Consider the following 12,859-nt stretch of genomic DNA (forward strand, 5'->3'; position numbering starts at 1 on the left):
CTTTTTTTAGGCAACAAGTTTTGCTTTCGCTAACTTTGCCAAAGGTAAGGCATACACCTCACCATCCACTTCTATTAAGATGTCACCATCGCTAAAGCCTTCTAAAATCCCCCTAAAATTACGTCGCCCATTGACGGGTAATTTCATAGATATTTTAGCTTCAGCGCCTTTAAATCTTTCAAAGTCCCGAGCCTTAAATAAAGGTCGATCAAATCCTGGTGAGGATACTTCCAGCAAATAGGCACTGCGGATAGGTTCTTCGACATCAAGAATACCGCTCACTTGATGACTCACCCTTTCACAGTCCTCTATACCAATCCCTTGCTCAGCATCAATGTAGATACGCAAGATCGGATCAGGCCCGCCTTGAATATATTCAACGCCCACCAATTCATATCCGAGCGTCTCTATCGACGGCTCAACAAGTTGTTCAATCTGATCAGTAATGGCCATAAAGTATGTATTAAGCCTCTCGGCCTAAATCAATTCTCCAGAAAAACAAAAACCCCATACAGGGGCCCGGAATTTAAAATATTGTCATGCGGCTGATGTTCACCGCTCTGCCATAAGTATCTGTGCCGGAATACACATGACCCCGTACTGATTACTCTCCAGAAAGCACAGAATATTAACAGATCCCTACCCAGCACAGCAACTTAAACTGCTTTCTCGTCTTTATGACTTAATTTCTTCTCTTTTTACGTCAATGAAAAAAAGGATTCAATCAATATGAAATATACCTTTTATTTTCAAGCATAAAACTATCTATAGTGAAGCGAGTCAGCTATTCAATGAAAAAAGCAGGGAAACTATCCATGAAATCATTACTACCAATTTTCATTTTATTTTTCTTATCTATCAACGCCCTCGGTCAATTCGCTTTAGCAGATAGTGAAGCTGCCTCAGATTTTATTGTCTTTAAAACGATTGAAGACAAAGATACCAGTAGTGATTGCACACAACGGGGAGGTCTGCGAATTTACGTTGAAAATACACACCCTGATAAAACCATTGACTTGAGTTTAGATCGTTACTTCTCAACCGTCCGACAAGCTGGCCGCTCAATGTTTGCTTTGGAAAATGGTCATAGCCAGCCACTAGGCTGCAATATTGTTATGGATAGCGAACAACACTGGGAATTGATTAATGCTGAATTCATTAGCAAAGAAGATGCTATAAAACGCTATGGGACATTGTATTAATGACCCAATAAAAAAGCTCAAAACAATAAATTGTTTTGAGCTTCCATATTCAGTTTGGTAGCGGGGGCTGGATTTGAACCAACGACCTTCGGGTTATGAGCCCGACGAGCTACCAGGCTGCTCCACCCCGCACCTGATTAAGCAATGCATTATACATACCACTTCATAGGCACGCAAGTCTTAATCTAATTTTCTTTTAATTTACGCGTTAAAGTATTTCTACCCCAACCTAATAATTTAGCTGCTTCCTGACGTTTACCGGCAGTTTTCTCAAGAGCCACTTCCATTAACAGATGTTCTATCAATGGAACCACATCGGCTAAAGCACCTTCCTGCCCCGTCAATGCTTTATTTGCAGCCCATTGTCTGAATAATTGCTGCCAATCTCCACCTTGTCTGCCACTATGAGCATCTATTGTTTCTGTAGATAGTTCTACTGGCAGGTCGTCCATCTGAACGACTTGTCCAGGCGACATAACCGTTAACCACCGGCAAGTATTTTCTAACTGCCGCACATTTCCCGGCCAGGGTAATTGAGATAAATACACCTCAACATCCGAGGCCACAGACTTGGTCGACATATTTAACTCTTTTGCTGCTTTATTTAAAAAGTAAGCAACCAGAGCTGGAATGTCTTCTCGTCTCTCCCGAAGAGAAGGTATATGAATACGGATCACATTGAGGCGATGAAATAAATCTTCACGAAAATCACCGCGCTCAACCAGTTTTTCCAGATTCTGATGTGTTGCAGCAATGATACGTACATCGACTTTGACGGCACTATGTCCACCTACTCGGAAAAATTCACCATCCGATAGCACACGTAATAGGCGTGTCTGTAACTCAATTGGCATGTCACCAATTTCATCTAAAAATAAGGTGCCACCGTTAGCCTGTTCAAAACGCCCTTTTCGCTGCACATGAGCACCAGTAAAAGCACCTTTTTCATGACCGAATAATTCTGACTCCAGCAATTCTTTAGGGATTGCGGCCATATTTAAAGCGATGAATGGGCCATGTTTACGTGGACTATGACGATGTAAAGCCTGAGCGACTAACTCTTTACCCGTACCTGATTCACCGTTCACCATGACTGTTATATTGGAACGCGCAAGCCGCCCTATCGCCCTGAAGACTTCCTGCATAGCCGGTGCTTCACCGACAATTTCACTACCCAGATTAACATCTTCAACAGGCTGATTATTCTGTTCACGGCTATGACTTATTGCTCTTTGAACCAGTTCAACCGCTTCATCAACATCAAATGGTTTTGGTAGATACTCAAACGCCCCACCTTCATAAACAGAAACAGCACTATCCAAGTCAGAATATGCCGTCATAATAATTACGGGCAGTTCAGGATAACGTTCTTTGATCTCAGATAATAATTCCAAGCCATCAATACCCGGCATTCTGATATCACTAATCAAAACATCTGGTCTTTGTTCACGTCCCTGTTTTAGCTCGTTTAATGCAATATCACCGGTTTCAAAAGCACGAACAGTAATGTCAACAACTTCCAGGGCCTTTTGTAAAACCCATCGAATTGATCGGTCATCATCTACAATCCAAGCTATTGCTCTACTAGCGTTCACGTGCAAACTCCAAAGGAAATGTTACTGAAAAAATAGTTTGTCCAGGCTTACTGGAACAACTGACTGTTCCGCCATTGCGTTGCACCAGGTTTTGAACCAGATACAGGCCAAGCCCTGTGCCATCAGCCCTTCCAGTGACAAGTGGGTAAAACAAACTATCTTGTAATGATTCGGGAATACCTGGGCCGTTATCTTCGATCTCAACTAATACACCCAATTTGTAATACTGTTTTTCTATGGTGATATTTCGCTGGATTCTGGTGCGCAGAATAATCAAACCCACACCATGCATGGCTTGAACCGCATTTCTTACAATATTCAGAAAAATCTGAATAAGCTGATCAAAATCAGCATACAGCTCAGGAATACTTGGATCGTAATCAATTTTAAATCGAAGACGCTCATCCACTTCAATATCTACCAACTGACGAACATGCTGCAAAATCTCATGAATATTCGTATGTCGTTTTTCCGGCTGCTGATTTGGTCCCAGCATTCTATTCATTAAATTCTGTAAGCGGTCCGCTTCAGTAATGATAATGCGTGTGTACTCTTTTAAATCTTCTGAATCTAATTGTCTTTCAAGTAATTGTGCCGCACCACGTAAACCACCCAGTGGGTTTTTTATTTCATGTGCAAGGCCCCGAACGACTTGTTGTTGAGTATGGAGGTTCTCATCCCGCGTTATTCTTTGCTGATAATCAAGAAGCGCAAGTTCAAGGATGACGTAAGAATCATCGACATCCAGCATTTTTATAGAACAGTCCACTAAGACTTCACCACTGGCAGGCAAAAACAAATGTACTTCACGCTCAATCAATGCTTGTCCGGTAGATACGACACGTTCAAGAGATTTAAATAATTTTCTCTCGCCCGGTAACAAGGTTTGTAGCGGAATATTTTCAGCCTGACGTTGACTGATCTCAAATAAAATTTCTGTTGCTGTATTGATGTAACAAACACGCAAAGCGGAATCCAGAATCAGTATAGAAGTAGATAAACTTTCTAATACATCATTGCTGGCGAAAGCATTGTGGCTCATAGTGGTAACACTCATATTCATGCTCAGTTAGGTAGCAAAAAACGCTCCACATTTGAGCACAGTCAAAGGGGTTATAGTTAAGCTATTGATTGCTATAACAACACGATTAAATTCTTGTAAGATTTACTTAGTCGTATAAACAAAATCATACACGCCATTACGACTATCGCACCATAAATGTGCATTCAATATTAGTGCTTTTTGCTAGTTTACCGGCACGATGGCTAATTTAGCTTAGATGCTCGGTGTAAGTGGAACACGATGTTATCGGAGGCTAATTCTTTATCATCAGCACTGATGATTTTTGCTGTGATTTCGTGTGAACCTCTGCTGAGGTTAGTAAATTGGTATGAAGTTGTTGCCTGAGGATCACCGACAGTCTGCCCATCAAGATACACCTGAATAGCATCCCCTCTATCAACATCAAGCGCAGGTTCTACACTCAATGTGACTTTCACATCACCATTATTTACCCAAATACTTTCATTTGCTGCTGGAGCAGTAATTGAAATCTGATAGTCAGGTGCTGGTGAAGTATCTTGTTCTGGCTCTGTTTGGCTTACTTGCTGAACTTCTGGTGGAGAATATGTTGCTGAAGGTGGCAATTCGATGGTTTCAGCTCCAGGATGTTCTTCATCCGAAAACACAACTGTACCGTCAGGTTCTACCCAACGATATATAGCCGACAGGACCTGGCTACTGAATAATAACAAGAAAATCAGATATATAACTCTCATTGGCTAAGCATATTCTACCGTGCCTGTAACCGCAACTCACAGCCATAAAAAAAGCGCCCCGAAAGGCGCTTTTTGTTAGCTTCATCACATTAGTGATTACACACTGTAGTACAAGTCATACTCAACTGGGTGTGTTTCCATACGGATACGTGTGACTTCTTCCATTTTCAATGCAATGTATGCATCGATCATGTCATCAGTAAATACACCACCTTGAGTTAAGAAAGCACGATCTTCATTCAAACAATCAAGCGCTTGATCTAATGAATGACATACAGTTGGGATTTCTGCCGCTTCTTCAGCTGGTAAGTCATACAAATCTTTATCCATCGCATCACCAGGATGGATTTTGTTTTTAATACCATCTAAACCAGCCATTAACATCGCTGAGAAAGCTAAGTATGGATTCGCTGTTGGATCAGGGAAACGTACTTCAATACGACGGCCTTTTGGATTGCTAACAAAAGGAATACGAATTGAAGCTGAACGGTTACGTGCAGAGTAAGCTAACATTACAGGTGCTTCAAAACCAGGAACAAGACGTTTGTAGCTGTTTGTTGAAGAGTTTGTAAACGCATTCAGAGCACGTGCATGTTTGATGATACCACCGATGTAGTACAGAGCAGTTTCAGATAAACCACCATATTTATTACCAGTGAATTGGTTGTCACCATCTTTAGAGAAAGATTGATGAACATGCATACCACTACCATTATCACCAACGATAGGTTTAGGCATGAATGTCGCTGTTTTGCCATAAGCATGAGCAACATTATGTACAACGTATTTCAGGATTTGTACTTCGTCAGCTTTTTTAACTAATGTGTTGAATTTAACACCGATTTCGCACTGACCTGCAGTCGCTACTTCATGGTGATGAACTTCAACATCTAAGCCCATTTCTTCCATAGTTAAACACATTGCAGCACGGATATCGTTTAATGAGTCAACAGGAGGAACAGGGAAATAACCACCTTTCACTTTTGGACGGTGACCTTTATTACCATCAGCGAACACTTTTTCTGTATTCCATGCTGATTCATCAGAGTCTACTTTGAAGAATGAACCAGACATATCACTGCCCCAACGAACATCATCTAAGATGAAAAATTCTGGTTCAGGACCGAAGAAAGCAGTATCGCCTAGACCTGTAGATTGCAGGTAAGCTTCAGCACGTTTTGCAACGCTACGTGGATCACGTTCATAACCTTGCATAGTCGCAGGTTCAACGATATCGCAACGAATAATCAGTGTGTTGTCATCCATGAATGGATCCATCACAGCTGTTTCAGGATCAGGCATTAAAATCATGTCTGATTCATTAATACCTTTCCATCCTGCAACAGAAGAGCCATCGAACATTGCGCCTTCCGTGAAGGTATCTTCATCAATTGTGTGTGCAGGGTAAGAAACATGTTGTTCTTTACCACGCGTATCGGTGAAACGGAAGTCAACAAATTTGACATCCTCATCTTTGATCATTTGAAGCACATTTTCGACTGACATTTAACTTCTCCAATTTTTATAAACTGCACTTTCTGTAGTGCAAACTAAACACGCGACACAATACAGCAGAAATCACGCCAACTTTTACTATATAAAAAAATCAACTATTTAGGTGCATCCGCACCAACAAGGAGCACCTAAATGGTGCGTAAAAACCAATGAACGCACCATATCAGTGCTACGCACCAACTCGAACCGTAATGACTAGTTCATCATCATTTTGTTGCGTGGCTATTACCTCATGACCATTGATACGAGCCCAAGCAGGAATATCATGTAAAGCACCGGGGTCGGTGCATATCACATCCAGCTCCTCGCCCTGACTCATCAGCTTAATTTGATTTTGAGCTTTTATCACCGGTAAAGGGCATAACATCTTTCTGGCATCTAATATTTGCTTACTCACACATACCACTCCTGTAGAACCTGCTCCGCAGAAAGTGGCGGCGTTTTTACCTGCAAACTGCCTTGTTTTGGTAAAGCAATATCCAACTCAACTTCATCCGCCATTCTACCCTGCCCAAAGCGAGCAACAATAGCCGCAGCGAGTGTATATTGTTCCTCATCCAGTTTACCGTCAACCAGTGCCATAGGACCACTATGACTAAGGGCGTGAATACTAATAAACTCTTTTCGGTAACCTTCTAAAAACTTACTTTCACCGGCATCACGCGCGATAATCAACTTAAAATCTGCACTCGGACGAATATGTCTGCCTACTTTTAGCAGCATGATATCGTCCATCTCATACTCTCTGCTATTACGAGCTTTCCATAAATCAACAAGTTTGTCGGAATAATTTTTGTCCGTGAGGAAACAACAACCGCCTGCCGGAGTAGCAAAATCCGTTAAACCAAACTGTTTGGCCAATGCAATTTGTGGTTTACGGTTACGTCCATGGAAGTCATACAACTTACTGCGATCTACCCAGCCTTCACGCTCAGGTAATGTTTCAGGCAGGTTTTTAGCACACAAGGGTCTGAGTAATAAATCCTCAGCACCGGACTCTTCAGAGATAATTGGCATGGTCGCTTTACGTTGTGACATTGGGCGTTGACCAATCACTTCACCTGTAATAATGAAGTCAAAACCGTCGTGATGGTTTTCTTTTATCCACTCAACCGCTTTGCTGACCATAAAAATCTTACAATCCAGACAAGGGTTCATATTCGCCCCGTAGCCATGTTTAGGATTCAGTAAAACGTCTTTATACTCTTCGATAACATCAACGATATGTAATTTAATACCGAGTTGTTCAGCTACCCAGAGTGCATTATTTCGTTTCTGTTTATCTTTATCGTGATTGCGAATGGCATGTGTATGCCCCTCAACGCAAAAACCGGTATAAAAATTAATACCTTCGACTTCGATACCTTGTTCTTGCATAACCCGCACGGCCAGCATTGAATCCAGACCACCTGAAATCAGGGCCACTGCTTTATGTTTTTTTTCCATCATTATTTTAAATCTAAGCTGTTCCACCGACAGTGAGTGCATCAATTTTCAGGGTAGGCTGCCCTACTCCAACAGGTACACTCTGTCCTTCTTTACCACAATTACCAACACCGGTATCAAGTTCTAGATCGTCAGCCACCATTGATATACGTTGCATGACTTCTGGTCCATTACCAATGAGTGTTGCACCTTTCACAGGTGTAGTGACTTTACCGTTTTCAATGAGATAGGCTTCACTTGTCGAGAAAACAAATTTGCCAGAGGTAATATCGACTTGGCCGCCGCCAAAGTTGACCGCATAAATACCTTTTTCAACAGAAGCAATAATTTCTTCTGCTTTATGCTCACCGGGCAGCATGTAAGTATTTGTCATCCGAGGCATCGGCAAATGTGCATAAGACTCTCTGCGTCCATTACCCGTACTGGTACTGCCCATAAGCCGTGAATTGTGCTTATCCTGCATGTAACCGGTTAGTCTGCCCTTTTCGATCAATGTCGTGAATTGCGTTTCCACACCTTCATCATCGACATTCAACGAACCTCTTCGTGAAGGCATCGTGCCATCATCAACAACCGTACATAAAGAAGAAGCAACCTGTTCGCCCATTTTCCCTGAGAATGTAGACGTACCACGGCGGTTAAAGTCACCTTCTAAACCATGGCCAACCGCTTCATGTAATAAAACGCCAGGCCAGCCGTTGCCAAGAACTACAGGCATTGTCCCTGCTGGTGCGGCAACTGCTTCTAAATTAACCAGAGCCAGTCTGACAGCTTCTTTCGCATAATTAACAGCCAGATTATTTTGTTGGAAATAACGATAATCCATTCGGCGTCCACCGCCAGCACTACCACGCTCACGACGTCCATTTTGCTCAACAATCACACTGACATTCATTCGTACAAGCGGTCTGATATCCGTGGCATACGTTCCATCACTTGCCGCGATCAATACTGTATCGATACCACCTGCCAGGCTCACACTCACTTGTTTAACTCGTGGATCTGCTGCTCTTGCTGCAGCATCTGCTTCTCGTAATAAGTTGAGTTTTTCAGTCACTGTCAACGCGAGGATAGGATCATCTGGAGTATATAAAACCGGAGATTGCTGCTTTGACCAGACGGCGACAGATTGCTGAGAACCTTGTCTGGAAATAGCTTGAGCCGCCTTAGCTGCTTTTTGTAAAGCAGGTAAAACCAGATCATCAGAATAAGCAAATCCGGTCTTCTCGCCACTACAGGCTCGGACGCCAACACCTTGTTCAAGATGATAACCACCATCTTTAATAATGCCATCTTCCAGCACCCAATTTTCTTGCCTGGATTGCTGAAAATACAGATCGGCATAGTCAACACCAGCGGTCATTGTCGTTGCTAATGCATTTTCCAGATCAGTGTCTGTTAAACCAACAGGAAGAAGAAGTTGCTGTTGTACTTGCTCGGGAATCGAAGCGCTCATTAATACAGAATCATCGTTTGTTTAGGATGTGTACATGATAGCAGATTCTACTGCTTATCTGGATTGACAACATTGAGCTTGGGATCATTCCATGGCCCGGTTAGCTTATAGCTATAACTGATTAAATTAATCACATCTCTGTCCAGTACACTACCAGCGATTTTATCAAACAATAATATAGCAGTACCCACTCCAAGTCCCACCGGACCTCCAGCGACTGCTCCGGCGATAGGTAAAGTCGACGACACCTTAGGCGTGACTTTCACCACTTGATTATAGGTTTGATTAACCAGATCAATAGGCCCTTTCATTTCAATTACAGCCGAATCCCCTTGCATAGTCAGATCATCAGTTGTCGCGATACCGTTATCAAACTGAAAATGCCCTTTGATACTGCTGAAATCAAACCCACCACCAAACAGATCACTGAAATCCAGCGATAAACGCCGTGGGATTGCCGCAATACTAAGTAACCCAAAAATTCTGCCCGCAGCACCTGGTTCGACTTCGAGCAAGCTTCCCCGGCCTACTGACAAATCTAATTTTCCATTAAGACTCTGACGAGAAAATGATAGAGGATCGTTATTCCAACTCAGGTCGGCGTTCACTTTCACCTGCTTAGCCGCAATCACTTTCTGATAATTAAAATGAGCGAGTAATGCTTTTAAGTCATCACTTTCAATATTCAGCACAAAATGACTGCTATCACCAGAGGCCGTTTTTTGCCATTCTCCCGTCGCAGTTGACTTCATAGCCTCTGATGTTAATGACGCTGTTTTTATTAGCCATTGATTTGGTGTTGTCTGTGCTTCCAGATTCAACTGCCCCAAATCAAGATTGTTGATGCTCAGTGAGTTAATTGCCAATTTAATCGGCGGCCATAAATCTGGTGACTGCTTATCCTTATTTGGCTTGTTTTTAGCTTCATCATCACTTAAGTTGAGCTTCAGATACTCAAGGTTCACATCAAGCGGTGTCGCATTATTGATATCTTCGGGTACGCTCACTACCCCTTTTATTTGAGGTGAGCTTAAATCTAACCGCCACTTTGAATTTGTTTGTTTACCTTTGAGATGTAAATTATCAAGCGCCTGATCTTTCAGTTGAAGTTTAGCCAGCCGAATATCCAGACTATCAATATTATCGAGCGCTGATGGCCCAGTTGTTTTAGGTAAATTTTCTTGCCAGTCTAACCAGGGCTGAATATTTAGCTCCTTAATCTCGCCAGCAACTTGTAAACCATTAAACGACTCAGCAGACGCTTGACCACCTAGCATAATTTGACCTGAGATCTGACTATTCTTGTCAGAATAAAGGGCTGCCTTTAACCAATCTGCATAACTGAGGTTATAGATTAAGCCATCGTTTTTCTCTTGTATTACTGCCTGAAGCCGGACAGGCTCTGACGTCGTCTTACCCAATGGTTTGGGTGCATCAACCTGAATACCTTGTAAATCACTTGTCACCGTCACACTGAGTTCAAAATCACCCGGTTTAGGCTCACTGACTGTAAGGCCTGTTAAATAATCACTGTCTCCACTGATAAAAGCTGGAACGGCGTTAGGCCAAATTTTATTGATGGTCGAAACAGCAGCTCTGCCATTGATATCAACATAGGTTTTTTCATGCTGTGTTTTTGCATTAATGATAATAGGTTCATCAAATGCTGTTGCAGTAATTTTTTCTGCAGATACGCCATTATTACTGAAAAAAAGACGGCCATTAATCTTATTTACTTCAAGTCCGGTAATGGCCTTTGTTGTTAACTGGCTTTGATTAAAACTGACATAGCCTTTAGCCTGCGCACTATCAGGATCAACTAATGGCACCGTTAAATCTAGCTGAATATCACTGCTACCCTTAGCCTGGAGCCAGTCATCTATACTGCCAAAACGTGACTTTAATGGACTATTTTTTAGAAAAGCCAAGGCATTACTGGTGGAACCATTGAGTAGGCCACTAACTTTCAGAATCGGATTTTTCTTAACAAGATTACTGATAGTGGTGGTGACTTTATTAAAGTTAAAACCCGCTATCTGTCCGGACTGACTCTGAATAAGCAGATTATTACCCTGTCCTTCAATCGTGCCATTAACATGCATTAAATCCGGCCAACCTGGTCCATAATGTAACTGAACATCTTCGACATTAAGTTTCATATCAAAGCTGCCGCGATCGGGTTCTGACTCAAAAGGAAAGGCTGCAGGATCACCTTTCATAATAATAGAACCTGAACGAATGATCCCCTGCCGGAAAGCATCGGCTGACCACTTCTCAAAGTCCTCTGGCAAAATTCTTTTTGGCACATAACGACGCCATTTATTGGCAACTACATCTTGCAGTGTCAACGTTAAATCAGTGTTGGTAATACCATTGACCTGGTCAATTTCACCGTTAAGCAGAATATTTAAATCATCATTCCAGATATGTAATGCGTTGGCATTCACCGTCCAGCCATCACTTTGTTTATGCCAGCTTATTTTGCCTTTTACCGAATCAAACAATACAGAGTCTGACAGCCAGGTGTCGGCATAAATCGCAGTAGCGCGACTGTCGAGCTCAATTGACCCTTGATTTTCATTCTTATCAATAGAAAAACTTAAATCATTGGCGCCGGGGTAATCCTGCCATGGCAACAGTGACACCCCATTTGCTGTCATCGCCAGTTTATCCAGTCCCGACTGCTCGGAATAAGCAAAAGAGACACTTTGCAAATCACCTGCCGGTTTTGTATTCACCAAAGCAGCGGGCATGTCATTCATCAATAACGCTAAGGAAGTAATATCACTCAAACGAATAAAAGAGGCCTTTCCAGACAATTCACCATTGGCTTCTTGTTTAATATCAAAAAAAGTCGTGGGCCATTCTTCACCCGCCATTTTAATTTGAACTTGCTTACCCTGTAATTGCCACTGCTTATCCGCATAATCAAGTTGAAAATGCCCCGTCAGATGTTCAAGACTCACTTCTGTGAACTCATCATCAGGCTTGGAAGAAGACAAGGTGGCATCAGTGAGTTCCAGCTCAAGTCCAGCCAACAGTGCTTGTTCGCTTGCTTTCTGCACATTCAATGTAGCGGTTAACAGGCCGTCATCTAATTTCGCCCCTCTATAGGCGCGTTTTTTGAGTAATTTGCCCAGAGAAACCTCATCAAGATGTAACAGACCCTGCCATGAGGTAATATCTAATGCATCATTAATTTGGGCGGTTGCTGATAACTCAAGACTATTACCCAAAGTCTCAGGTAGTGCTAACTTTGCTTCAGAAATGAATTGCTGATTATAAAAACGTAGTGATGCCTGTTCGATAGTGTACTGACCAGTCAATGCAGGTTCATTATCATCTTTGTACTGAACTTGAACATTAGCCAGACGTGAATGTTTAAGCCGGGTTAACCAGCTAAAAACTGTTTGGATATTATCGTCAGAAAGCGGTTGTTGTGATTGAGGTTGATAGCCTTTTACCTGAAATTGACCATCCGCCGTATGTTCAACATTAACTTTAGCATTACGGATACTGGCATCTGCAATCATCAGCTCGCCACTGCGAATAGATGAAAAAACATCCACCGCCATATAAATCTGTCCGGCCTGGAAAATGGGTGTATTCCCTTGTTTCGCTAAGACCTTTACCTGACGAATTTCCAGTTTAGGAATCAGATCCAGCCAATATAATCCGGCTTCTTCGATTTCTACAGGATAACCGCTTTGCTGAGATGCCCAGCTGGCAATTTCATCTTTTCGCTCAGCAACCTGATCTGACAGCCAGATAGCAGTTATCAGTAATAAAAGTCCTAGCGTAATAGAAATCGCGGTGAGATAGAATAATTGCCGACCGGCAATGTGCAGGCTGCGCTTTAGCATCAA

The 12,859-nt window shown here is 42.3% G+C and carries 10 protein-coding genes and 1 tRNA gene; 1 reads left to right on the forward strand and 10 read right to left on the reverse strand.

What is annotated here, in order from left to right; genetic code table 11:
• Positions 1-6: 6 nt before the first annotated feature.
• Positions 7-453 (reverse strand): ribosome maturation factor RimP, encoded by a 447-nt coding sequence (gene rimP, locus BM232_RS01940; RefSeq protein WP_091711511.1) that lies wholly within the window; start codon positions 451-453, stop codon positions 7-9.
• Positions 454-815: 362 nt separating this feature from the next.
• Here rimP and BM232_RS01945 point away from each other — a divergent pair, with 362 nt between their 5' ends.
• Positions 816-1,202 carry a hypothetical protein gene (locus BM232_RS01945; protein ID WP_245752794.1) on the forward strand — a complete coding sequence of 129 codons (387 nt, stop codon included), beginning with the start codon at positions 816-818 and terminating at the stop codon, positions 1,200-1,202.
• A 55-nt stretch (positions 1,203-1,257) separates the two neighbouring features.
• On the opposite strand, the gene BM232_RS01950 is transcribed toward BM232_RS01945, so the two are convergent.
• The 9 genes from BM232_RS01950 to BM232_RS01990 form a co-directional block, all read right to left on the reverse strand.
• A tRNA-Met gene (locus BM232_RS01950) sits at positions 1,258-1,334 on the reverse strand.
• Positions 1,335-1,387: 53 nt separating this feature from the next.
• Positions 1,388-2,797 carry a nitrogen regulation protein NR(I) gene (ntrC, locus tag BM232_RS01955; protein WP_091711513.1) on the reverse strand — a complete coding sequence of 470 codons (1,410 nt, stop codon included), beginning with the start codon at positions 2,795-2,797 and terminating at the stop codon, positions 1,388-1,390.
• Positions 2,787-3,860 carry a nitrogen regulation protein NR(II) gene (gene glnL, locus BM232_RS01960; RefSeq protein WP_091711514.1) on the reverse strand — a complete coding sequence of 358 codons (1,074 nt, stop codon included), beginning with the start codon at positions 3,858-3,860 and terminating at the stop codon, positions 2,787-2,789. The genes ntrC and glnL overlap by 11 nt, the downstream gene beginning before the upstream one ends.
• Positions 3,861-4,063: 203 nt before the next feature.
• A complete protein-coding gene (locus BM232_RS01965; protein ID WP_091711515.1) occupies positions 4,064-4,576 on the reverse strand; it encodes a DUF4124 domain-containing protein in 513 nt (170 codons plus the stop codon).
• A 96-nt stretch (positions 4,577-4,672) separates the two neighbouring features.
• The gene (glnA, locus tag BM232_RS01970) at positions 4,673-6,082 is read right to left on the reverse strand and encodes a glutamate--ammonia ligase (protein ID WP_091711516.1); all 1,410 of its coding nucleotides are present in this window, start codon (positions 6,080-6,082) and stop codon (positions 4,673-4,675) included.
• 178 nt (positions 6,083-6,260) lie between these two features.
• A complete protein-coding gene (locus BM232_RS01975) occupies positions 6,261-6,488 on the reverse strand; it encodes a sulfurtransferase TusA family protein (protein WP_091711517.1) in 228 nt (75 codons plus the stop codon).
• Complete coding sequence (locus tag BM232_RS01980; protein WP_091711637.1) at positions 6,485-7,537, reverse strand: tRNA (5-methylaminomethyl-2-thiouridylate)-methyltransferase; 1,053 nt, start codon at positions 7,535-7,537, stop codon at positions 6,485-6,487. The genes BM232_RS01975 and BM232_RS01980 overlap by 4 nt, the downstream gene beginning before the upstream one ends.
• A 13-nt stretch (positions 7,538-7,550) precedes the next feature.
• Positions 7,551-8,993 carry a metalloprotease TldD gene (gene tldD, locus BM232_RS01985; protein ID WP_091711518.1) on the reverse strand — a complete coding sequence of 481 codons (1,443 nt, stop codon included), beginning with the start codon at positions 8,991-8,993 and terminating at the stop codon, positions 7,551-7,553.
• 47 nt (positions 8,994-9,040) lie between these two features.
• Entirely contained in the window at positions 9,041-12,856 is a 3,816-nt protein-coding gene (locus tag BM232_RS01990; RefSeq protein ID WP_091711519.1) for a YhdP family protein, read from the reverse strand.
• Positions 12,857-12,859 lie beyond the last annotated feature (3 nt).

It is taken from the genome of Methylophaga sulfidovorans (assembly GCF_900114205.1).
Classification (GTDB): Bacteria; Pseudomonadota; Gammaproteobacteria; order Nitrosococcales; family Methylophagaceae; genus Methylophaga; species Methylophaga sulfidovorans.

What these genes read in the sequence shown, in the direction of transcription:
- glnL (WP_091711514.1), bottom strand. Translation starts at nt 3,860, where the DNA reads ATGAATATGAGTGTTACCACTATGAGCCACAATGCTTTCGCCAGCAAT.
- tldD (WP_091711518.1), bottom strand. Translation starts at nt 8,993, where the DNA reads ATGAGCGCTTCGATTCCCGAGCAAGTACAACAGCAACTTCTTCTTCCT.
- rimP (WP_091711511.1), bottom strand. Translation starts at nt 453, where the DNA reads ATGGCCATTACTGATCAGATTGAACAACTTGTTGAGCCGTCGATAGAG.
- BM232_RS01965 (WP_091711515.1), bottom strand. Translation starts at nt 4,576, where the DNA reads ATGAGAGTTATATATCTGATTTTCTTGTTATTATTCAGTAGCCAGGTC.
- BM232_RS01980 (WP_091711637.1), bottom strand. Translation starts at nt 7,537, where the DNA reads ATGGAAAAAAAACATAAAGCAGTGGCCCTGATTTCAGGTGGTCTGGAT.
- BM232_RS01990 (WP_091711519.1), bottom strand. Translation starts at nt 12,856, where the DNA reads ATGCTAAAGCGCAGCCTGCACATTGCCGGTCGGCAATTATTCTATCTC.
- BM232_RS01945 (WP_245752794.1), top strand. Translation starts at nt 816, where the DNA reads ATGAAATCATTACTACCAATTTTCATTTTATTTTTCTTATCTATCAAC.
- glnA (WP_091711516.1), bottom strand. Translation starts at nt 6,082, where the DNA reads ATGTCAGTCGAAAATGTGCTTCAAATGATCAAAGATGAGGATGTCAAA.